Annotated in this window: 22 protein-coding genes; 9 read left to right on the forward strand and 13 right to left on the reverse strand. The window is 60.8% G+C overall.

All coding sequences use genetic code 11. The annotated features are described in order from the left end of the window. Positions 1–356: 356 nt before the first annotated feature. Together REA38_RS03695 and REA38_RS03700 are read left to right on the forward strand one after the other, a co-directional pair. The gene (locus REA38_RS03695) at positions 357–1,655 is read left to right on the forward strand and encodes an HAAAP family serine/threonine permease (protein ID WP_004938697.1); all 1,299 of its coding nucleotides are present in this window, start codon (positions 357–359) and stop codon (positions 1,653–1,655) included. A 92-nt stretch (positions 1,656–1,747) separates the two neighbouring features. Continuing rightward, on the forward strand, positions 1,748–3,115 hold the full coding sequence (locus tag REA38_RS03700) for an L-serine ammonia-lyase (RefSeq protein ID WP_101455800.1): 1,368 nt from the start codon (positions 1,748–1,750) through the stop codon (positions 3,113–3,115). A 54-nt stretch (positions 3,116–3,169) separates the two neighbouring features. Here REA38_RS03700 and REA38_RS03705 read toward each other — a convergent pair whose 3' ends face one another. From REA38_RS03705 to REA38_RS03745, 9 genes are all read right to left on the reverse strand, one after another. After that, the gene (locus REA38_RS03705; RefSeq protein ID WP_033654632.1) at positions 3,170–3,835 is read right to left on the reverse strand and encodes a helix-turn-helix transcriptional regulator; all 666 of its coding nucleotides are present in this window, start codon (positions 3,833–3,835) and stop codon (positions 3,170–3,172) included. Further along, entirely contained in the window at positions 3,832–5,220 is a 1,389-nt protein-coding gene (locus REA38_RS03710; protein ID WP_308885028.1) for an FKBP-type peptidyl-prolyl cis-trans isomerase N-terminal domain-containing protein, read from the reverse strand. Before REA38_RS03710 ends, REA38_RS03705 begins: the two co-directional genes overlap by 4 nt. Then, complete coding sequence (locus tag REA38_RS03715) at positions 5,217–5,639, reverse strand: hypothetical protein (protein WP_033637793.1); 423 nt, start codon at positions 5,637–5,639, stop codon at positions 5,217–5,219. Before REA38_RS03715 ends, REA38_RS03710 begins: the two co-directional genes overlap by 4 nt. Positions 5,640–5,663: 24 nt before the next feature. Then, a complete protein-coding gene (locus REA38_RS03720; RefSeq protein ID WP_033646700.1) occupies positions 5,664–6,218 on the reverse strand; it encodes a fimbrial protein in 555 nt (184 codons plus the stop codon). Between the two features lie 50 nt (positions 6,219–6,268). After that, positions 6,269–6,907, reverse strand: coding sequence for a fimbrial protein (locus REA38_RS03725; protein WP_043147068.1), 639 nt, complete (start codon positions 6,905–6,907; stop codon positions 6,269–6,271). 71 nt (positions 6,908–6,978) lie between these two features. Further along, on the reverse strand, positions 6,979–7,743 hold the full coding sequence (locus REA38_RS03730; protein WP_060436876.1) for a fimbria/pilus periplasmic chaperone: 765 nt from the start codon (positions 7,741–7,743) through the stop codon (positions 6,979–6,981). Positions 7,744–7,824: 81 nt separating this feature from the next. Further along, positions 7,825–10,359, reverse strand: coding sequence for an outer membrane usher protein (locus tag REA38_RS03735; RefSeq protein ID WP_049234301.1), 2,535 nt, complete (start codon positions 10,357–10,359; stop codon positions 7,825–7,827). Between the two features lie 46 nt (positions 10,360–10,405). Next, a complete protein-coding gene (locus REA38_RS03740; protein WP_033654626.1) occupies positions 10,406–10,942 on the reverse strand; it encodes a fimbrial protein in 537 nt (178 codons plus the stop codon). Positions 10,943–11,020: 78 nt separating this feature from the next. Then, positions 11,021–11,542: a fimbrial protein gene (locus REA38_RS03745; protein ID WP_025302212.1), complete on the reverse strand. Its 522-nt coding sequence runs from the start codon at positions 11,540–11,542 to the stop codon at positions 11,021–11,023. A 665-nt stretch (positions 11,543–12,207) separates the two neighbouring features. On the opposite strand from REA38_RS03745, the gene REA38_RS03750 reads away from it, so the two are divergent. The 3 genes from REA38_RS03750 (at position 12,208) to REA38_RS03760 (ending at position 14,099) form a co-directional block, all read left to right on the forward strand. Beyond that, entirely contained in the window at positions 12,208–12,537 is a 330-nt protein-coding gene (locus REA38_RS03750; RefSeq protein ID WP_033646709.1) for a hypothetical protein, read from the forward strand. 133 nt (positions 12,538–12,670) lie between these two features. Next, on the forward strand, positions 12,671–13,588 hold the full coding sequence (locus tag REA38_RS03755) for a fimbrial protein (protein ID WP_308885272.1): 918 nt from the start codon (positions 12,671–12,673) through the stop codon (positions 13,586–13,588). Between the two features lie 19 nt (positions 13,589–13,607). Beyond that, entirely contained in the window at positions 13,608–14,099 is a 492-nt protein-coding gene (locus tag REA38_RS03760) for a fimbrial protein (protein WP_308885031.1), read from the forward strand. 98 nt (positions 14,100–14,197) lie between these two features. Here REA38_RS03760 and REA38_RS03765 read toward each other — a convergent pair whose 3' ends face one another. Beyond that, positions 14,198–15,403 carry a serine hydrolase gene (locus tag REA38_RS03765; RefSeq protein WP_308885033.1) on the reverse strand — a complete coding sequence of 402 codons (1,206 nt, stop codon included), beginning with the start codon at positions 15,401–15,403 and terminating at the stop codon, positions 14,198–14,200. Positions 15,404–15,869: 466 nt separating this feature from the next. Here REA38_RS03765 and REA38_RS03770 point away from each other — a divergent pair, with 466 nt between their 5' ends. Beyond that, a complete protein-coding gene (locus REA38_RS03770) occupies positions 15,870–17,237 on the forward strand; it encodes a cystathionine beta-synthase (protein ID WP_197806611.1) in 1,368 nt (455 codons plus the stop codon). 12 nt (positions 17,238–17,249) lie between these two features. Continuing rightward, complete coding sequence (locus REA38_RS03775) at positions 17,250–18,395, forward strand: PLP-dependent aspartate aminotransferase family protein (RefSeq protein ID WP_308885035.1); 1,146 nt, start codon at positions 17,250–17,252, stop codon at positions 18,393–18,395. A 59-nt stretch (positions 18,396–18,454) separates the two neighbouring features. Here the strand turns inward: REA38_RS03775 and REA38_RS03780 are convergent, their stop codons facing one another. Continuing rightward, positions 18,455–19,477 carry an isopenicillin N synthase family oxygenase gene (locus REA38_RS03780; RefSeq protein WP_308885037.1) on the reverse strand — a complete coding sequence of 341 codons (1,023 nt, stop codon included), beginning with the start codon at positions 19,475–19,477 and terminating at the stop codon, positions 18,455–18,457. Further along, positions 19,422–19,658: a hypothetical protein gene (locus REA38_RS03785; protein ID WP_193146052.1), complete on the reverse strand. Its 237-nt coding sequence runs from the start codon at positions 19,656–19,658 to the stop codon at positions 19,422–19,424. The genes REA38_RS03780 and REA38_RS03785 overlap by 56 nt, the downstream gene beginning before the upstream one ends. A gap of 107 nt (positions 19,659–19,765) precedes the next feature. Here REA38_RS03785 and REA38_RS03790 point away from each other — a divergent pair, with 107 nt between their 5' ends. Both REA38_RS03790 and REA38_RS03795 read left to right on the forward strand, forming a co-directional pair. Then, positions 19,766–20,422, forward strand: coding sequence for an HAD family hydrolase (locus REA38_RS03790; RefSeq protein WP_308885039.1), 657 nt, complete (start codon positions 19,766–19,768; stop codon positions 20,420–20,422). A gap of 89 nt (positions 20,423–20,511) precedes the next feature. Beyond that, a complete protein-coding gene (locus tag REA38_RS03795; protein WP_049202237.1) occupies positions 20,512–21,132 on the forward strand; it encodes a glutathione S-transferase family protein in 621 nt (206 codons plus the stop codon). Between the two features lie 13 nt (positions 21,133–21,145). On the opposite strand, the gene REA38_RS03800 is transcribed toward REA38_RS03795, so the two are convergent. Continuing rightward, the gene (locus REA38_RS03800) at positions 21,146–22,246 is read right to left on the reverse strand and encodes a PQQ-dependent sugar dehydrogenase (protein ID WP_308885040.1); all 1,101 of its coding nucleotides are present in this window, start codon (positions 22,244–22,246) and stop codon (positions 21,146–21,148) included. Between the last annotated feature and the right edge of the window lie 47 nt (positions 22,247–22,293).

Here is a 22,293-nt window from a genome sequence, read left to right on the forward strand (position 1 = left end):
AACAAATGCGCGAAAAATCGATAAAAAAGCAGATAACTGCACATATTGCGCATTTGAGAGCAGGATCACGGTTGTTTCTACTGTAAATCGTTATCTTGCCGCCAACAAAAATCGACAGGCAAAGACCTGTCGGCAGCGGTAACGACTTTTATCGCCCGTGACGGTGAAAAGTCTTTAGTGAATTACCCGGCGCTGTGCCTTGGTAATGAACACAATAAACAACCAGGGGGACGCCAAAACATCCCCGCAAGCAACACCTGATTCTTACCGCAAGCGTTGCCTGAATAGGACGTTTGACGGTTTAACCTTAAGTTTTGCCTTTTAATTTTAAATTCGTGTTCACTTCGGAGATATTTATGGACACTACACAGACCGGCACAATTGCCTCTGCGGCCTCGGGCTCCAGCAGTACCTGGCGTAAAACGGATACCATGTGGATGTTGGGCCTGTACGGCACCGCCATCGGCGCAGGCGTCCTGTTCTTGCCAATCAACGCCGGCATCGGCGGTTTGATTCCTCTGATCATCATGGCCATCATCGCTTTTCCGATGACCTTCTTTGCCCACCGCGGCCTGTGCCGTTTCGTTCTGTCCGGCAAGAATCCCGGTGAAGACATCACCGCCGTGGTAGAAGAGCACTTCGGCATCACCGCCGGTAAACTGATCACCCTGCTGTACTTCTTCGCCATCTACCCGATTCTGCTGGTTTACAGCGTGGCGATCACCAACACCGTCGACAGCTTCATCACCCACCAGTTGGGTATGACGTCGCCACCGCGCGCCATCCTGTCGCTGATCCTGATCGTCGGCCTGATGACCATCGTGCGCTTCGGTGAGCAGGCCATCGTGAAAACCATGAGCATCCTGGTCTTCCCGTTCGTCGCGGTGCTGATGCTGCTGGCGGTGTATCTGATCCCTAACTGGACCGGCGCCATCTTCGAAAACGTGTCGCTGTCCGGCAGCGGTACCGGCATGGGCCACGGCCTGATCATGACCCTGTGGCTGGCGATCCCGGTAATGGTGTTCTCCTTCAACCACTCGCCGATCATCTCCGCCTTCGCCGTCGCCAAACGCGAAGAGTACGGCGCAGACGCCGAGAAGAAATGCTCCCGCATTCTGGCCTACGCACACATCATGATGGTGCTGACCGTAATGTTCTTCGTGTTCAGCTGCGTGCTGAGCCTGACGCCGGAAAACCTGGCGGAAGCCAAGGCGCAGAACATCTCGATTCTGTCTTACCTGGCTAACCACTTTAATAACCCGATGATCGAGTACATCGCGCCGGTTATCGCCTTCGTCGCCATCACCAAATCGTTCCTGGGCCACTACCTGGGCGCGCGTGAAGGCTTCAACGGCCTGGTTGCCAAGTCGATGAAGAGCCGCGGCAAAACCGTCAGCACCGCCAAGCTGAACCGCATGACCGCTATCTTCATGCTGGTGACCACCTGGATCGTCGCCACCCTGAACCCAAGCATCCTGGGCATGATCGAAACCCTGGGCGGCCCAATCATCGCCATGCTGCTGTTCCTGATGCCGATGTATGCCATCCGTAAAGTGCCTGCCATGCGCAAGTACAGCGGCCACATCAGCAACGTGTTCGTGGTTGTGATGGGTCTGATCGCCATCTCTGCTATCGTGTTCAGCCTGCTCGGCTAATCACGTCCGGCCGGCGCCGCTGCGCGCCGGCCCTCCCGCACTCCCCCATTTCCCGTATTCACCGCCTGAAACCTGAAGAAGGAGGCGAGACCATGGTCAGCGTTTTCGATATTTTCAAAATTGGCATCGGCCCATCCAGTTCCCACACCGTTGGCCCGATGAAAGCCGGCAAACAGTTCGTCGACGATCTGATCGCCCACCAGCAGTTGCAGGACACCACCCGCGTGGTGGTCGACGTGTACGGTTCGCTGTCGTTGACCGGTAAAGGCCACCACACCGATATCGCCATCATCATGGGCCTGGCCGGCAACCTGCCGCACGACGTGGACATCGACAGCATTCACGGCTTTATCCGCGACGTCGAACAGCGCGGCCGCCTGCCGCTGGCCAACGGCCATCATGAGGTGGATTTCCCGCAGCACGGCGGCATGAATTTCCACAGCGACAACCTGCCGCTGCACGAAAACGGCATGCGCATCCGCGCCTTCGCCGGTGAGCGCCTGCTGCACAGCAAAACCTATTACTCGATCGGCGGCGGTTTCATCGTCGACGAAGAGCACTTCGGCCAGTCTGCCGAGGGCGCCACGCCGGTGCCCTACCCGTTCAAATCGGCGCACGATCTGCAGCAGCATTGCAAAGACACCGGGCTGTCGCTGTCCGGCCTGGTGATGCAGAACGAGCTGGCGCTGCGCAGCAAGGCCGATATCGACGCGCACTTCGCCGACGTCTGGCAGGTGATGAGCGCCGGTATCGAGCGCGGCATTAACACCGAAGGCTTGCTGCCCGGCCCGATGAAGGTGCCGCGCCGCGCCGCCGCGCTGCGCCGCATTCTGGTGACCGGAGACAAGAACAATATCGACCCGATGAACGTGGTCGATTGGATCAACATGTTCGCGCTGGCGGTCAACGAAGAGAACGCCGCCGGTGGCCGCGTGGTCACCGCGCCGACCAACGGCGCCTGCGGCATCATTCCTGCGGTGCTGGCTTACTACGACAAGTTCATCCGTCCGGTAAACGCCAACTCCTACACCCGTTACTTCCTGGCGTCCGGCGTGATTGGCGCGCTGTACAAGATGAACGCCTCGATCTCCGGCGCCGAAGTGGGCTGCCAGGGGGAAGTGGGCGTGGCCTGTTCGATGGCGGCGGCCGGGTTGACCGAGCTGCTGGGCGGCAGCCCGGCGCAGGTGTGCATCGCGGCGGAGATCGCCATGGAGCACCATTTGGGGCTGACCTGCGATCCGCTCGCCGGCCAGGTTCAGGTGCCCTGCATCGAGCGTAACGCCATTTCCGCCGTCAAGGCGGTCAACGCCGCGCGCATGGCGATGCGCCGCACCAGCGAACCGCGAGTTTGTCTGGATAAGGTGATCGAAACCATGTACGAAACCGGCAAAGACATGAACGCCAAATACCGCGAAACCTCACAGGGCGGGCTGGCGATCAAGGTCGTAGCCTGCAACTGACCGCCACGGCGAGGCACTTAAGGCGCCGGCCGCTCCGATTGGGCCGGCGCTGTCTCAGTGCTGCACCTTCCCTGCCGCAACGCCAGGCTGAATGCCGGCTCGCGCCCCCACGGCGCCGGGACGGGCGCTGTGCCGCAGCCAGCCGTAAAGTTCGGCATTACGCCGGAACCCCATCTTGCGCATAACGCTCATCTTGTGATTGCTGACGGTTTTCACGCTGATGTCCAGCATCCGTGCGATTTGCGTCACTCCCATCTCCCGCGTCATGCAGCGCATGATCTCCTGTTCGCGCAGCGTCAGGCCTCGGTGCTGGCATACGCAGTTCATGCCACAACTCGGCCTGCCCGGCCATTTGCTGCGCCGCTCCAACTCGGCGTTCACCTGATACAGCGCCGATACCAGCGGCGTATCGTGGTAGATGACGCCGGCCTCCAGCGCGCAGCGGGTGCCGGCGGTGCGTTTATGCCGCCCCTCCGGCGTTCGCAACGAGAAATACAGCGTTTGGCGCCCCGCAGCCTGCGCCTCAAAGAAGTGACAAAAACAGCTTTGCACGCCGGGAGGAAAATAGCAGAACACCAGATCGGCTTCGTGAACCTGCTGCGCATCCAGTAACAGCGTGCGCTTGCCGTAAGTGCTGAAGTGCAGCGCCAGGGCCTCCTGCCAACCAGCGCTGAAGTAACGGTTTTCATCAAATAGCGCGATTTTTATCATGGTGTTCATCCCTGCCCTCCCGCCGTGTCGGCTTCCCGTTTAACCGCCTTGGCACCCTTTGCCGGTGCCTGGCTGTTGTCGATGCGTAATTCATAAACCATGGTGGCGTTGGGCGGCACCTTCGGCGGATAGCCGGTTTCGCCGTAGGCCAGCGCCGGCGGCACGACCATCGTCAGCGAACCGTGGTTATGCAGATGGCTTATCGCCTCCCGAAACAGCGGCGGATATTCGGACAGCGGTTGCGACAGCACCTTGCCGCTCAGTTCCATATCCTGGATCACCGTGCCGTCGGTCAGTTTCTCCTTCACCACCACATCGACCACCGCCGTTGGCGCCAACGCCCCCTCCCCGGCGTAATCCACCCGATACCAGAAGCCCATCGCCGACGGCTTAACGCCCTTTTGTTGACGGAACTGCGCCAGGTAATCTTCGTCACGCCGCCGCTGTTCGTTAACGCGTTTCTCACGCGCGGCCACGGCGGCGGCATCCGCCTGCGCCGTCAGCGCATTCAGTTCATCCGGCGACAGCTGCAAACGCCCCGACACGCTATCGATGACGCCCGCCAACAGGCTGTCGCGATCCACCGGTACGCCCCAGCTTTGACGCTCCGCCACTACCCCCTGAATGTCGCGCCCCAGCGCACTGCCCGCCGCGTAGGACAAACGCTTGCGTTCATCCTTCAACTGCTCCGGCGTCATCTCCCATTGCAGCCGCTGATGCAGCGCCAACAGCGCCTCGCGCGCCTGCTGGGTCGCCTTCTGCTCAGCGGCTCGCTTCTGCTCACTCGCTTCCAACGCGGCGCGCAGAGCGTGCAGCGCCTCCTGGTGCTCGCGCTGGCGTTGTGCAAGCGTCTGTGCCGAGGCCTGTGCGGCGGACTCCAGCTCGCTGGCGCGCCGTTCGGCCTGCATCGCCGCCGCTTTGGTTTTGGCGGTTTCCTGCGTCGCCTGACGCAGCAGCGCCTCGGCACGCTGGGCATCGGGCGAACCGCGCCAGGCGGCGCCCAGCCCGGCGATCCACTGTTGCAGCGTTGACGAGTCCGGCAACGTCGCGACGGGTGGCGCCGCTTTCTCCGCCCGCAGCGCGGCAAGTTCCTGGCGCAACATCGTCAGTTCCATTCGCTGGCGCGCCAGCTGTTGGTCACGCGCCAATAATGCCTGGCTCAGCGTAAAAGCTTTGGCCGGTGAAGCCGGCTGTTGGGTGTCCGACGGGCGCTTCGCCGGCTCACGCTTTTTTTGCCCCGACGCACGGTCGGCGGGCGCCGCGTTTTCGCTCTTCGGCCCGGTGCTCTGCCGTTGATACTGCTCGGCAAACTGCAGCAGCGCCGGCACGCCGTCGTCCGCCTGCGCGACGCCGGTGAACAACAGAGCGACACAGCCGAGCAGACGCAGCCTCATTTAATCTGCTCTCCGCGATCCGCCAGCCCGGTCAACACCGCCTGATTCACCCCGGCGCACAGATAGTTGACCTTGTAGCGATACAGCGCATCCACCGTCTCCTGCGTGTCGCCGTTTACCCGCGCGCGCAGATTGGCGTACTGCGAAGCGCCGCTCATCAGGCTGTCGAAGGCCTGTTTATAGCGCTGATACTGCTTCTCGTTGATGGTGCGCAATGCGCCCAGTTGCTGCTGGCACTGCTGCAGCTGCTCGGCCTCACGCTGCTTGCGCAAAGCCTCTTCTGACGGCGCTTGCACAGCCTGATTTTGGGTGTTCACGGCGGGTTTGCCCGATTTTTGGTTTTGACAGGCGGCGGCGCTCAACGCCAACAGGCACAGCAGACCCATGCGCAGGGTGCGATTGAGGGGCTTTATCATCATTGCGTTTTTTGTCCTTGTAGACGCTTATTCGTATTCCAGCGTAAAAGTGGCCACCGCGCTGAAGGTGCCGCGGCCGATGGTCTTCGTTTGGATAGCCTCCGGTTCCCCCTGCACATAGGCCTGCAGCGTGAGCGTGGTGTTGCCGGCATTCAGGCGGAATTTATCGCTGGCGCGATTGAGCGGCAGCGCCTTGCCGCTGCTGTCCTCCAGCCCGATGCCGATCCCCGAGGCCAGGCTGCCGGCATCCAGCGCCAGCAGGCCGGGCAGTTTGGCGTTCTCGGTGCCGGTAAACGTAATGGCCACCGTATTGCCCAGGCTGAGATCGCACTCGGTCAGGTGCAACGCGAAGGTTTGGCTATGGGTGCGGGTGTTCAGATACAGGTATTTGTCGACGATGGTGCCGAAATCCAGTTGGATATCCTCATCTCCCGGCTGAATGACGCACGGCTCGGCCACCAGCGTCCCGTGAAAGCGCATGTTTTCCGCCGCGTCCGCCGGCTGCGCCATCATGCCAGCCACCATGACCATGCCTGCCCCCAACAGCGCGCTCCGGCGCCGGTTCGTCTCTGTCGCGCGCATGACGCCACTCCCTTTGGTTAGGCTTGCGCCGGCTCGGCGCAAGCGGCGTATTAGTCGTAATAAAGGCGGAAATCGATCGCCGCACGGTAGGCGCCGGCGCTCAGCGTCGCCGGGGTGCGCACCGGCGTCACCGTATACGTCAGGGTGTTTTGTCCCGGCGTCAGCAAGATCGGTTTGTTACGCGCGCCGAGGCGCACCGGCAGGCCGCTGGCATCCGCCAACTGCAGCCCCAAGCCGGTGACGCCGGCGACCCTGACCAGGCTCGGCGCGTCGTCATCCGTCGGCGCGGCAAACGCCACGGACACCGCAGGCTGGCTGCCGCTCCAGGCCAGCACCCCGGTCCAGGCGTCGCGGTTGCTCGCCGGCGCCCGCAGGCAGTCTTTCAGCGTCAGCTCGAACGCCACCGGCGTGCCGCGATCGCCCGGGCGCTGAAAATGCGCCGTTCCCGTCTCCCCCAGCCACACTTCCTGACGCGCGGTGGTCATTTCCAGACTGCAGGCGCTTTCCGTCAACGCGCCGTAGACGTGGAGCGTGCCGTTCGCGCCCTCCACCTCCCAGTTGTCCACCGCGCGGGCCGACGGCATCAGCATCAGCATCGTGCCCGCCGTCAGCGGCACCATCAGCGCGGCCAACACCGTCAGGCCGATAGTGCGTCGCTGATGACGTTCATAGGCTTTTCCCAACAACATGGGGATCTTTCGTTGCATGATTCGTTCACTCCGCTGTGTTCACTCTGTCTTCCCTGCTGGCGCGCGGCTCGTCATTTGGCGACCGGCACGACCTGGCAGACATTGCCGGCGCAGCGGAAGTTCAACTGCGGCCGCCCACCGTAATCGTTGATGTACGCCAGCGACGGCCCGTTGCCGAGGCTCGCGGCGGAGACGTTCAGCGGGGCGCTGGCCTTCGGCGCCACCATCAGCGGTTCAAAGCCCGCCGCCCCTTTCCCGCCCTTGCCGGCGCTCGCCTCAACGATCGTCACGTAATACGGGGTCGGGTTGTTCACCACGTACTTGTCGCCCTGCCGGGTCAGCGTCAGCTGCTCCTGCCACGGTGCGGCATTCTTTTTCGGAGCGAGCGCCGCCGGGCGATAAAACATTTTGATGCGCGTCTGCAGCGCTATCTGCAGCGTGTTCGGCTTATTGCTGCGCGGCGGGATCTCACGCAGGTTGAAGTAATACAGCGTCTCCCTGTCCTGCGGCAGCTGACGCGCCGCCGGCAGCGACTGGATCTTCACCTGGCTCGGTTTGCCCGGTTCCACCCGCTGCACCGGCGGCAGCACGGTGAAAGGGCTTTGGATCTTGTTGCCGCGATCGTCTTCGATCCATCCCTGCGCCAGATACGGCAACTGTTTGTTCTGGTTACTGATGTTGAGACTGACCGTTTTCAGGTCGCCGTCGAAAATCACGCGCGTCCGATCCAGCGCGATGGCCGCATGAGCGGGCAGGCTGACCGCGCCGATCGTCAACGCGGCGGCGAGCGGGCCCACAAGGAAAACGGTCTTTCTGGTCATAGTCAGATTCATCATGTCTTCACGGTTCCAGTCGGCCGGAAGCGGACGAGCCCGCCCCGGCGGTTTAGCGGCGGAGCGCACTCCGCCGGGTGTATGTCAGTTGGCGTCGGCCGCCGGCTTGTCGCCGGCAAGAGGACGGCAAGGCAGCAGCAACGTGTTCATCAACATTTCGGCCGGCAGCGGCGCCGGCAGCTGGATTTCACACTGCGCCGCGCCGTTCCAGTGCACGCTCATGCGCTCGCCGGGATTGAGGCCGGACAGGTAAACGCTGCCGCCGTCATTGATGATGCCGGTCTCCTGTTTGCGGGCATTCAGCACCGTGGCGCCGAACGGCGGCTCGCTGCCGTCCGCCAGCTTGACGATCGCCATCGCCTTCTCGCCGGCAATCACCTCAAACTTGCGGTAGCCGATGGCCCCCTCGGTCAACGTGGCCTGCACCACCGAACGCGTCGCCTCGACGTTGTCGCTCAGGCTGTTGAGATCGATACTGGCCTTATTGCGGTAGTAGCTGTTTACATCCGCCACCACCGCCTTGCCGTAACGGTTGGTCAGCACCGTACTGCCGTAGCCACGCACCGGCACACCGGCGACGCCTTCGGTATCGAGCAGCAAACGCGTGCCGCCCGGCGTATTGACGCGGTGCAGCACCGCCCCTTCCGCCGCCATCGTCAGGCCACCCTGCGCGCCAATGCCGACGGCGCTGTAGCGGCCGGCCTGGTAGCTGGCGTTGGCGTTGATCTGCGCCATGTCGCCCTGATGGCTGTAATAACCGCTGGCCGTTGCTCCGCTGCGTGCGGCGCCGGCGCTGATCTGATAGTTGTTGTGTTCATCGACCCGGTTGTAGTACCCGACCCGGTGGGCGTTCTCTTCGCGATCGAGCGTCATGTTGTAACTGAGCGTGCCCGCGCTGCCCCAGGGCAGCGACAGCGACAGATACATCCCGTCGTCGTTGCGCTCGTTGTAACGGTTGCGATAGGCCGACAGTGACACGCTGACGTTCTTGAAATCGCCGATGTCGAAGTAGCGCGACACCATCAGGTTGTAACGATCGTTCGGTGCCCGATCCCAGTAGGTTTGGTGGCTGTAGTTGAGATAGGTGCTCAGCCCCAGATCGCGGAACTGTTTGTTGAAGGTGATGGTGTACATCTCCTTGCTCTTGCCGCTGCGCCCCCCTTCGTAACGCGCATCCAGGTAGTCCCCCATGCTCATGAAGTCTTCCTGAGAGAAGCGGTAACCGGCGAAGGTGACCTGGCTGTCGTATTCATCGAAGTTCTTCGAATAGCTCAGCCGGTACGAACCGCCGGTCAGCGTGCCATCCTGCGGCAAACGCGCACGCGACTGCGTGGCATCGAACGACAGCGCCCCCAGCGCCATCAGATCGCGCCCGATCCCCAGCGACAGCGCGTTGTAATCGCCGCCGGCGATGCCCCCGCCGTACAGCGACCAGCCGTTGCTGATCCCCCAGGAGAACTCGCCGGTGCCGAACATCGGCCCGCGCAGATGGTGCCCCCACTCCGACGGCTTGCCCGTCGCCAGCTTGTAACGCACCGTACCCGGCCGCGTCAGATAAGGGATGTTGGCGGTGTTCATCTTGAACTCCTGCACGCTGCCGTCCTGCTCTTCGACGCGCACGTCCAGCTCGCCGGAAACCGCATCGTTGATGTCCTGAATGCGGAACGGCCCCGCCGCCACCTGCGTTTCATACAGCACGCGCCCCTGCTGGCTGACCACCACCTTGGCGTTGGTTTTCGCCACGCCGGTCACTTCCGGCGCATAGCCGCGCAGGTTGGGCGGCAACATGCTGTCGTCGGATCGCAGACTGACGCCGGTAAAGCGCAGGCTGTCGAAAATGTCGGAGTTCAGGTAATCCTCACCCATTGTCAACCGCGAACGCAGCGCCGGGATCGCCCGGTAGGCGTAATAGCGGCTCCAGTCGAACTGTTTGTCGGTCGGCTGAGAAGAACCGGTCTGATGGTTGAGGTTGGCCTGCCAGTCGGCGCGCAGACGCCAGGCGCCCAGGTTGGCGCCGCCGGTGCCGTTGCCGCTCAGGCTGTAACTGCTGCCGCCCTTCTGATGTTTTTGCGTTTGGGCGTTGACGTTATAGTCAAACAGCAGCCCAGGAATACCGTCATCCCAGCGCGAAGGCGGGTCCCAGTTTTCCGAGCTGTATTCCAGATAAGCCTGAGGAATGTTGAGATACAGCGAAGAGCTGGCAAGATCGCCGCGGGCTTCCATCCCCGCCAGGCTGGAGGCGTCAAGGCAACGGCCGCCGTGCGTCCAGTTCAGCGTGCTTAACAGTTTTTCTTTCAGCCCCAGTTGGTTGACCAACTCCGGCGAAAGACAGGCTTCGCTGCCTTTAGGATCGTTCTCGGGCGCCATAAACGTCACCGGCTGTTCCGGCAGATCGTTCTTATTGACGTGCACCACCATGGTATAAACGCCCGGCATGATGTAGCCGCTGCGCGTGAATTGGCTCAGATCGATATTTTTGCGATCGTTGATGTCCAATACGTCGGTATTGAATTGAATCACGTCGGCGGCATAGACCAACGCGATTGGATTTCCCAGAGAAAGGGCAACGCAAAGCCCCAAGGCCTGAAGACGAAATAACTTCCCTGCCGGTGAAAGCATAATAAAGTCCTTTCAATAACGAATTAACCGTCAGTACGAGAAAAAATCAAAAATAATCCAGCTTAAAACGCACTGTGGAAAAATACGCTCCCACCTTCAACGGCTGGTGATTCGGCATCAACGTCATGGAATAATTCAGCACTCGGTTCCCCGGTATTATTCCCTCCATCGGCAAAGGTTTCCCTGGAATAACCGCCGTGCCGCTGCTGTCTTTTATCTCCAATGCAACGCCGCGCGCATCGCCCTGTACGCCAAACAGAGCGCCTTCCGCATAACCATCAAACGTGACCTGAAAGAATTTCCAGTCAGGCTTGTTTTCCGGCCTTTCCAAAATGCAATTGACCAATTCGATACTGAAAGGTTTGGTCATCCCTTGGCCGTCACGAATGATCTGCCCGAGAGGAATAGTGTCCATATCGATCGTCTGATCGCGGCTGCCGGCGGCAATGGCGCAGGCGGTGTCGATAATGGCGCCGTGCATGTTGACTTTGCCCCACCCCTGCGCGGCGGAAGTTGCATGGCCGGGCGCAAACGCCAACGACGCCAAAAGAACGGCACCCGCTCGATTCCTTGGTAAAAACATCGCGACATTCCTTTGACAGGGAGATTCACCAGGCATGCGGCGAACCCCATGCCTGGTTGATTAAGCCTTCGGGCTCACTTACTGATAAGCCAGGGTGAAATCGGCTACGGCAGTGAAATCGCCCGGAACGATGGCGGCGGAAGCGCCTTCGCCCTGCAGGTAGGCGGCGAAATGCAGGGTGTTGTTGCCGGTATTCAGGGTCTGCGCGGTAGTCGCTTCACCCAGTTTGATCGGCTGGCCATTGTAAGAGATGGCTACGCCGGCGCCGCTGGCGGTGCCCGCGATACCCAACAGATCCTTGTCGGTGGACGATGCGACGCCGCTGAAGGTGGTTTTAACGGTTTTCAGCGTGGTGATGTCGCACTGCTCCAGTTTGATTTCAAACGGACGCGGGTTGGATTTGCCGCCGTTTTTCAACGCCACGTTGGAAACCTGGCCCAGATCTACGGTCTGATCGATCGACTCGGGCGCAATAGAGCATGGCGCATCAATAATAGAGCCCGTGAAGGTGACCTTACCGTGTCCCTGATCGGCTGCCTGTGCAAAAGAACTTGCGCCAAATGCAATCACTGCAGCCATCATGATTTTGTTAAGTTTCATAGAACCTATATTCCTTATAAGAAAAAATGCATATTCCAATCAAGAAAAAGAGCAACAGGAAACCTGCTCGCGCTTATATGTGCGCAGCCCTGATTCTTTAGCATCTTGCTGGTTGGTTAACTGCCAAAACCCAAAGGCATCGACAATAAATACGTCGATAACGGCAAGTCTGCAGCGGCCCACCCATTAATGAATCCGTCATATAAAAATAAACGAAATCACAACAAGCAGAGGCCAATACTTTCTAATCCGTCCTTCTTGTCCGGCGATGAATATTCTGGCAAATGCCTCTCAGCAAAAAAAGGCTTTTTTTGATCAAGGCGAACATTCGCAATTTATTTCCTAATTGAAGTTAATTTACTGTTATTTTTAGCCTCATAGATCGTAAAAGATGCTTTTATAGAGCAATATCCTGTTTTTCTTTGATTCCCAAGTAATCAGATCGCAAAGTGGCGCTTTGTGAATATAATAAACCAAAATTTTAGGTTTCAGCGTGACGCCACCCCTGCCTAAGCACAGGTAAAAACGGGGCGGGCAACGCCTTTTTTTTCAATCCTGATAAATAGATAGGAATTTTCTTTGTTCGCGTTTTACCTCGTTGTTGGTAGGCAGCGAAAGTTTGTTTTTTCTTAGGAATACGGCAATCGGAATACAGAGGAAGTGCTATGGAAGCGTTATCTCCGAAACAAAAGGAAATACGGCAATTGCAGCACGATCTGCTGCAAACATTATTCGCGCAGTCGCCCCGTAAGTGCCCTATCGGCGGGTTGCCGCCACAGCAGCAATGGCTATCGACGCGGCAACTGGCCAATGCCGTCAACGTCGGTGTTTACCGGGCGCGGCGGCTATTGTTGGATCTTGTCTCCCGGAAAAAAGTGATTGTGACGGACGGCTCTATTAACAACTCATTGAGGTGGTATCCCACCGCGTTGCTGAACGGTGATAACGACGGCATCTCCAACAGCGATGCCCCTCACTCCCCTTTAACGGAATAAATATGGCCAGCCGGCCTGATTGGCAATATTTCATTGCGGAGTAACGCCGCACACTATTTATATATATTGGGATATTATCGTGAGAAAAACAGCCCTGCTATTTTTACGTTGCTGCCTGGCATTATCTTTCTTCATGCTGTTTGGCAACGCCAACGCGTTTACCTGCCGCACGTCCGATGGCGGACTGATTCCACCCGGGGGCTCGACCACGCCGGTTGACGTCCGGGTACGCATCGGGCCACAGCTTTCTTATGGCAAAAACGAAATCGTCAACGTCAGCCAGGTCACCTGTAAAAACGACGTCGCGAGCTGGTATGACTATCTCAAAACCGACAGCCCGGCGCTGTCGATGAACAGTGCGATTTTTGGCGCCATCGGCAGCGGCACCACCATCAACGGCAGCGATTACAACTCCCCGGTGCCATCAGGCATCAGCGTACTCAGCCTTACCGGCCTGCAAACCCAGTCGGTCGCCATCCGGGTTTATATCGTGTTGAACCGTTTCCCAACGCCGGACATCAAGGTGAACAAAGGCGACGTCATCGGCCAAATCAACTTTATTCAGACCAACGATCAGCCGGGTTGCCCACAGTGCGGCGTTTATCGCTGGCGCCTGATCGCCGACAACGACGCTTACTTCGTCACCACCAGTTGCACCATCAACAACGGCCAGCAGATTAACGTCGACTTCGGCCAGATCCGTCAGGACTTTCTGACCCAGAGCGCCAATGATGCCCAGATAAAACAGGACAAAGCGCTCAGCTACCAATGCGACGACCAGAGCGCGACGCAGGATATTCTGATCCGCATGGTCAGCGATGCCAGCGGCTTCTCCAGCGATTTTATCAAGACCACCAATCCTAACGTTGGCGTGGCGATGATGTACAACGGCGCGGTGGTGAAGCCGAACAATGCCTTCAGAACGCGCATCGTCAACGGCCTGGGCAACGATACCGTGACCTTTGTACCGGTAAAGAACAATGTCCCTTACACCAGCATCGCCACCGGCCCGCTGTCGGGTTCGGCCACGCTGATCTTCAGCGCACCTTGAGACGGGAGCCAGAATGAACATGACGAGTAAAACGCGCTGCGCTCTGCTGTGGGTGCTGAGCCTGATTAGCGCCGCGGCTCAGGCCGCCGACCAGGGTACCAAGGTCAACATCACCGCCACCGTGGTGGCGCCTCCGCCTTGCGTGATCAACGACGGGCGCACCATCGATATCGACTTCGGCAAGGTCGGCATCAAGCGCATCGATGGCAATCGCTATATGCAACGCATCGATTACAGCATCAAATGCGAGTTTCTGGATAACAGCCGCCAGCTGAAAATGAAGATCATGGGCAGCGCGGCGGCCTTCGACGGCAGCGTGTTAACCAGCAGCGTCAATGGATTGGGCATCAAACTGTTGGCCAACGGTAAGGCCTTCGCCATCAATACGCCGCTGAACATCGACTACGCCAATCCGCCGACGCTTGATGCGGTGCCGGTGAAAAACAGCGCCGTCACCCTGGCGGAAGGCGATTTCACCAGCGGCGCCACCATGCTGGTGGACTACTTTTAATCACCGCGCCCAAAAAATCGCGAAAAAAAGCCGCAACCTCGCAGTTGCGGCCTGGTCGAGGATCGTGCGCCCGGGGCGCGCTCCTCACATCAGGGTATTCAGCCGAAGATCCCGCCGAACCACTGGCTCAGCTTCATCATCACCATATCCCAGATGCGGCTGAAGAAGTTGCCCTCTTTCACCTCTTGCATCACCACCAGCGGGTGCTGTTCGATGGTCTTGCCGTCCAGCTGGAAATCGATGGTGCCGACCACCTGGTTTTTCGCCAACGGCGCTTCCAGCGTCGGTTGGGTCAGCTTGTAGCTGGCCTTCAGGTTTTTCATCTGCCCTTTCGGAATGGTGACCGAGGCGTCTTTCGCCACGCCGAGCGGCACTTCGCTGACGTCGCCGAACCACACTTTCTGGGTGACGAACGGCTTATCGGCCTTGATCGGCGTCGCGGTTTCAAAGAAGCGGAAGCCCCAGGTCAGCAGTTTTTCGCTTTCGCTAAAGCGCACGCGATCGCTCGGCGCGCCCAGCACCACCGAGATCAGACGCATCGGGCCGTCGGTGGCCGACGCCACCAGGTTGTGGCCGGCGCCGCTGGTGTAACCGGTCTTGATGCCGTCGACGTTCAGGTTGCTGCTCCACAGCAGGCGGTTGCGGTTAACCTGGCGGATCTTGTTAAAGGTGAATTCTTTCTCTTTATGCAGCGCGTATTCGTCCGGCACGTCGCGGATCAGCGCCTGGCTCAGCAGCGCCATGTCGCGCGCGGTGCTGTACTGCCCTTCCGCATCCAGGCCGTGCACCGTCAGGAAGTGGGTGTTCTGCAGCCCCAAAGATTTGGCGTAATTGTTCATCAGGCCGACGAACGAATCCTGGCTGCCCGCCACGTAGTCCGCCAGCGCGATGCTGGCGTCGTTGCCCGACTGGATCACGATGCCTTTATTCAGCTCCAGCACCGGCACCTGATCGCCCGGCTTGATGAACATCAGCGAAGAACCGCGCAGCGCCGGGTTGCCGGGCGCCCAGGCGTCTTTGCCGACGGTGACCATGTCTTCCGGCTTGATCTTGCCGGCCTTGATCGCCTGCCCAATCACGTAGCTGGACATGATCTTGGTCAGACTGGCGGGATCGAGGCGGGTGTCAGCATTGCCTTCGGTCAACACCTTGCCGCTGTTGTAATCCATCAGAATGAAGGCCTTGGCGTCTACCTGCGGCGGCGCCGGCGGCTCGGCCGCATGCACGGCCGGGGCGGCCAGCAACAGGATGCCTACGCTGAAGGTCAGTTTTTTCAGGGAAGTGGATAAGTTTTTTTTCATCATGACGTCGCCAGAGTGTCCATTCAAATCATTGAAATAGCGTTAACTTTCAAACATGTTCACGTTTTAAGCCAACCAGCGAGAGTGGCCCGGTGCGCGCGTGCCGGCCGCAACCCCCTGCGGCGCCCGTAGCGGGTAACGCAGCGCACCGAAAATGCCCTTGCTGTGAGTTTATGTGATTTATCTTATTTTTGCAGGGTTTAGCGTGAATTTTCAGCATTTTTACATAACTGTACGCAGCCCCCCGCTTATCGTTCAAAAAAGCATCGTGACGCGCATTTTTGCACCCACCCACGGCTACACGGCCAAGCATCTGCACCGCTAAACATCTGCGCATCCATACGTCTAAAAAAGATTAATATATTCCATAATGGCATATATAACCGTTATTTGTTCTTTTTAAAGCGCTTATTCTCAGCGCTATCATCCACATAACGACTTTTATACCGAATAATCCTGGAGATGAGTCATGGCGATCCCCCATTCCGTCATCGAGATGATTGGCAATACCCCGATGCTGGAACTGACCCGGTTCGATACCGGCCCGTGCCGGCTGTTCGTCAAGCTGGAGAATCAAAACCCCGGCGGTTCGATCAAAGACCGCGTGGCGCTGTCGATGATCGAACAGGCCGAGCGCGACGGCAAGCTGCAGCCGGGCGGCACCATCATCGAAGCCACCGCCGGCAATACCGGCCTGGGGCTGGCGCTGGTGGCGGCGCTGAAAGGCTATAAGCTGCTGCTGGTGGTGCCGGACAAGATGAGCCGCGAGAAGATCTTCCACCTGCGCGCGCTGGGCGTGGAAGTGCTGCTGACCCGCTCGGACGTCGGCAAGGGGCATCCGGCTTACTATCAGGATTACGCCAAACGCCTGGCCGGGGAGATCCCCGGCGCCTTTTATATCGATCAGTTCAACAACCCGGCCAATCCGGCGGCCCATACCACCACCACCGCGCCCGAACTGTGGCGGCAGATGGAGCATGACGTGGACGCTATCGTGGTTGGCGTCGGCTCCGGCGGCACGCTGGGCGGGTTGAGCCGCTATTTCGCCGAGGTTTCGCCGCAGACGGAATTCGTGCTGGCCGACCCTGCCGGCTCTATCCTGGCGGACTACCTCGACAGCGGCCACATCGGCGAAGCGGGCAGCTGGCTGGTGGAAGGCATCGGCGAAGACTTCGTCCCGCCGCTCAGCGACTTTGACCAGGTCCGCCACGCTTATCGCATCGGCGACGCCGAAGCCTTCGCCACCGCGCGCGATCTGCTGCGCAAGGAAGGCGTGCTGGCGGGATCGTCCACCGGCACCCTGCTGGCCGCCGCGCTGCGTTACTGCCGCGCACAGACCGAACCCAAGCGGGTGGTGACCTTTGTCTGCGACAGCGGCAACAAATACCTGTCTAAAATGTATAACGACCACTGGATGCTGGAACAGGGCCTGCTGAGCAAGCCGCAGCACGGCGATCTGCGCGATCTGATCGCCTACCGCCACGACGAAGGTGCCGCCGTCTCCGCCGCGCCGGACGACACGCTGGCGATCGTGCACGCCCGCATGCGGCTGTACGACATCTCGCAGCTGCCGGTGCTGGAAGGCGATCGGGTGGTCGGCCTGATCGATGAGTGGGATCTGCTGAACGCCGTCCAGGCCGACGCCGCCCACTTCAGCCTGCCGGCCGGCAGCGCGATGACCAAGCAAGTCCAGACGCTGCAAAAGGAAGCCGGCTACGACGAATTGCAGGCCACCTTCAACCATGGCCACGTCGCGGTGGTGCTCGACGGCGAGCGCTTCCTCGGCCTGATTACCCGCACAGACGTGCTTAACGCCTGGCGCCAAAAATTACGTTAATAAGGATCCATTATGGCCAAGTTTGATACGTTGACCGTTCACGCCGGTTACACCCCGGACGCCACCGGCGCCGTGATGCCGGCAATTTACGCCACCTCCACCTACGCCCAACCGGCGCCGGGCGAGCATACCGGCTATGAATACTCCCGCAGCGCCAACCCGACGCGCACCGCGCTGGAAAGCGCCATCGCCGAACTGGAGGGCGGCAGCCGCGGCTACGCCTTCGCCTCCGGCCTGGCGGCCTGCTCCACGGTGCTGGAGCTGCTCGATAAGGACAGCCACCTGATCGCAGTAGACGATCTGTACGGCGGCACCTATCGCCTGCTGGAAAAAGTGCGCAGCCGCACCGCCGGCCTGCGCGTCACCTACGTGTCGCCGGCGGATCTCGCCGGGCTGGAGCAGGCGATCGAGCCGGACACCAAAATGATCTGGGTAGAAACCCCGACCAACCCGCTGCTGAAGCTGGCGGATCTGAGCGCCATTGCCGCGATCGCCAAAAAGCATGGGCTCATCAGCGTGGCGGACAATACCTTCGCCTCGCCGTATCTGCAGCGCCCGCTGGATCTGGGCTTTGACGTGGTGGTGCACTCCGCCACCAAATACCTCAACGGCCACTCCGACGTGGTGGCCGGCGTCGCGGCGGTGGGGGATAACCCGGCGCTGGCGGAACAGCTCGGTTTCCTGCAAAACGCGGTCGGCGGCATTCTCGATCCGTTCAGCAGCTTCCTGACGCTGCGCGGCATCCGCACCCTGGCACTGCGCATGCAGCGCCACAGCGACAGCGCGCTGCGCATTGCCCAGTGGCTGGAGAGCCAGTCGCAGGTGGAAAACGTCTACTATCCCGGCCTGCCTAGCCATCCGCAGCACGCGCTGGCGGCACGCCAGATGACGCGCTTCGGCGGCATGATCTCGGTGCGGCTGAAAGGCGACGACGCCTATGCGCGCCGGGTCATCAAGCGCTCGCGCCTGTTCACCCTGGCGGAAAGCCTGGGCGGCGTGGAAAGCCTGATCAGCCAGCCGTTCAGCATGACGCACGCCTCCATTCCGCTGGAACAGCGCCTGGCAACCGGCATCACGCCGCAGCTGGTGCGCCTGTCGGTGGGGATTGAGGATGTGGAAGATCTGATCGCCGATCTGCAGCAAGCGCTGGCGGAATAATCGCCCGCATCAAACGCCATCAGCCCGGCCGGCGCGCCGGGCTTTTTTGTGCCCGCTATTCAGACGCCGATGACGTCCCGATAAAAGCGCTGCGCCACATCGGGGTGGGAACGGATGCGGCCTTTCAGGTAGTTATACCCCACGTCGCGCAGCAGCGGGTTGAGCGGATCGCTGGCCGGGCCGCGCGCCTGCGCCGCCAGCGGCGGCGGCAGTTGATACAGCGGCACCACCGCGTCCAAGCGCGCGCCGAGGAAAAAAGCGATCGACAGCCTGTCGCGCCCCGCCGGCGGCGCTTCCACCCGGTGCACCGTGGCGCGCAGATAGCCGTTGGTCGCCAGTTCCAGCAGCTCGCCGATGTTCACCACGAAGGTGTCTTCACGCGGCTGGACGTCAAGCCACTGCCCTTCGCTCACCTCCACCTGCAACCCTTTTTGCTCGTCCTGTAGCAGGAAGCTGAGAAACCCAGAATCCTTGTGCGCGCCGACGCCCTGTGCGCTGGCGGTAGCGTCCCGCCCCGGATAGCGAATCAGTTTGATGTGCTCGTTGGGCTTATCGCCATACAAGCGATCGAAAGCCTGCTCCGGCAACGACAGCGCCAAAGCGAAAGCGCGCAGCAGCCGCAGCGACATGGCGGTCATCGCCTGTTGCCACTGCAGCAGCAGCGGTTTCAGCGTCGGCAGCGCCGCCGGCCACTGGTTTGGCCCCTGCAGGCGCGCCCAGCGCGAGGTGTCGTCAGATAGCGTCAGCGCCGGGCGTTCGGCACCGATATCGAACTGCTCGCGCCAGTCCGGCTGGCCGCGCGTGAGCTCTGCCGCCGCCCGGTTGTAACCGCGAAAGTGCGGCGAATGCACCATCTGCACCGCCAGCTTGTCGGCTTCCGGCAGCGCGAAAAATTGCCGCGCGCCCTGCTGCAGCCGCGCATTCAGCGCGCCGTCCACGCCGTGCCCGCGCAGATAGAAAAAACCGACGTCGCGGGCCGCCGCGCGCAGATCGTCGAGAAAGGCGCGCCGCTGACGCGCATCGCCGTCAAGCAGCGAAAGATCCAGCAGCGGCAGCGTCTTCAGCGTCGTCAGGTGCGTCATCATGCGGTTCCTCTTCTTCCCCGATCGCGATCGGGCTGCCGTACAGGCGAATAATCAACATTGTCTCTCCCCGGCGGGTGGTTGCGTTTTCCTCATAGTTACCACCGCGCTCGCCGGGGCGGCCAATATTGTTGCGTTCTAAGTTATGCAAACGTTCAACAAACTGTCGCAAAACCGTCATCAATGTTTCTTATGCTCTGCGCAATTTCGCCGACGCCGCTGGCTGGCGATGGGCGCTATCCGCTATCCTGTAAACGACCACATACCCTGCCTGCCGGAGAAATACTGATGGATTTAGCCTTATTCGACCTGGATGAAACCCTGATTGACGATGACAGCGCCAGCCTGTGGATCCGCTGGCTGGTCGGCCAGGGATTCGCGCCGGCGGAGCTGGAACTGCAAGAGCAGCAGCTGATGCAGCTCTATTATCAGGGCAAGCTGTCGATGGAGGACTATATGCAGGCCACGCTGGCGCCGCTGTCCGGCCTGAGCGTGCAAACCGTAGCCGGCTGGGTGCAACGCTACATTCGCCGCGATATCCTGCCGCGCGTCTACCCCGCCGCCCGTGAACGCCTGCAGTGGCACCGCGAGCGCGGCGACTGCATCCTGGTGATCTCCGCCACCGGCGAGCACCTGGTGGCGCCGATCGCCGAACAGCTCGGCGCCGACGATGCGCTGGCGATCGGCGTGGAAATCAGCGACGGCCGCTTCACCGGCAACACCTACGGCACCATGACCTACCAACAGGGCAAGGTGATCCGCCTGCAACACTGGCTGGCGCAGCATCCGCACCTGAAATTCGAACACAGCCACGGCTACAGCGACTCTCTCAACGATAAGGCGATGCTGCAATTCGTCGACAGCGCTACGGTGATCAACCCCGACAGCGAGTTGAGCGCGCTGGCGGCGGAGCACGGCTGGGAAGTATGCCGCTGGGAGCGCTGATCGGCAGGCAAAAAGTGCCCTGTGGTGTGACAAAAAGCGCGTTGTGGCGTAGGTATTAAGGGTCTTTAATCCGCTAACGGAGTTATCCCATGCTGACCATTTGGGGTCGTGAAAATTCGAACAACGTCAGGAAGGTGCTGTGGTGCGCCGCCGAACTGGGGCTGAGCTATACCCACATCAACGCCGGCGGCGCATTCGGCAAGGTGAACGAAGAGAGTTACCGCGCGCTGAACCCGAACGGCCTGGTGCCGCTGCTGCAGGACGATGACTTCGTGCTGTGGGAATCCAACACCATCGTGCGCTACCTGGCGGCGAAATTCGGCGACGCGACGTTCTATCCGCAAGATCTGCAGGCACGCGCCGCCGCCGAGAAGTGGATGGACTGGACTACCTCGACCATCGTCCCGGCCTTCACCATCGTCTTTTGGGGCCTGATCCGCACCGCGCCGGAATTGCGCGACATGGCGAAAATCGAAGCGGCGATCGCCACGCTGGAAAAACACTTCGACGTCATTGAACAGACGCTGGCACGCCAGCCTTACCTCTCCGGCGATGCATTCGGCTTTGGCGATATTCCGCTCGGCAGCTTCGCCTACGCCTGGTTCGAGATGCCGATCGCCCGCCGTTCGCGGCCGAACATGGAGCGCTGGTATCAGCAGCTGCGCGCTCGCCCCGCCTACCAGCGCGGCGTGATGAGCGAACTCACCTGATCGCTGCGGGGCGTTACGACGCCCCGACTTTCAGCAGCTTGCCGTCCCGCTCGTCCGTCAGCAGATACAGGTAGCCATCCGGTCCGCTGCGTACCTCGCGAATGCGCTCGCCGCGATCGCCCAGCAACCGCTCTTCCGCCACCACCTTGTCGCCTTCCAGCGTCAGGCGAATCAGCTCCTTTTGCGCCAGCGCGCCGATGAACAGCGAGTGCCGCCAGGCGGGGAAGCGCTGCCCGTCATAAAACGCCATGCCGCTGAGGCCGGGCGAAACCCGCCAATAGTGCAGCGGCTGTTCGGTGCCGGGCCCCCGTTCCCCCCTGGCCTCCGGGATCGGCTGGCCGGAATAATTGATGCCGTAGGTGGCCAGCGGCCAGCCGTAGTTTTTACCCGGCTGCGGGAGGTTGAGCTCATCGCCGCCGCGCGGGCCGTGCTCGTGTTCCCAGATCGCGCCACTCCACGGGTTCAACGCCAGCCCTTGCGGATTGCGGTGGCCATAGGACCAAACTTCCGGCCGTTTGCCGGCCTGGCCGACCCAGGGGTTGTCCGGCGGCACTGCGCCTTCGGCGGTCAGCCGCACCAGCTTGCCCTGCAGCTTGTCGGTCTCCTGCGCCGTCGGCCGCTGGTTGTTTTCGCCCAGCGCGATAAACAGGTAGCCCTGCCGGTCGAACGCCAGCTTGCCGCCGAAGTGATTGCCGACCGACAGCTTGGGCAGCTGGCGGAAGATCACCTTGAAGTTTTCCAGCCGCGCGCCGTCTTCGCTCAAACGGCCGTAGCCGACCGCCGTGCCGGCTTTGCCGCCCTCGCCCGGTTCGGCGAAGCTGAGGTACACCCGGCGGCTGGCGGCGAAGTCGGGGGCCGGCAACACCTCCAGCAGGCCGCCCTGCCCCTCGGCGTAAACCTGCGGCACGCCGGCGATCGGCGGCGACAGGCCTTTGCCCTGCTGCCACAGCCGCAGCCGGCCGGGCCGCTCGGTGATAAGCAGGCCTTGTTCCGCCGGCAAAAAGGCCAGCGACCACGGGTGTTCCAGGCCGTCCTGCAGTTGGCTGACCGTCGGCGCGGCGTGCAGCAGGCCGCTGCACAGCAGCAAACCGGCCAGCAAAGTCAATCGGGGCATGGCATCCTCCTGGGGGTGAAATGACCCGTTTAGTGTAGCCCACTCAG

It is taken from the genome of Serratia sp. MF1(2023), from assembly GCF_030954545.1.
GTDB lineage: Bacteria > Pseudomonadota > Gammaproteobacteria > Enterobacterales > Enterobacteriaceae > Serratia > Serratia sarumanii.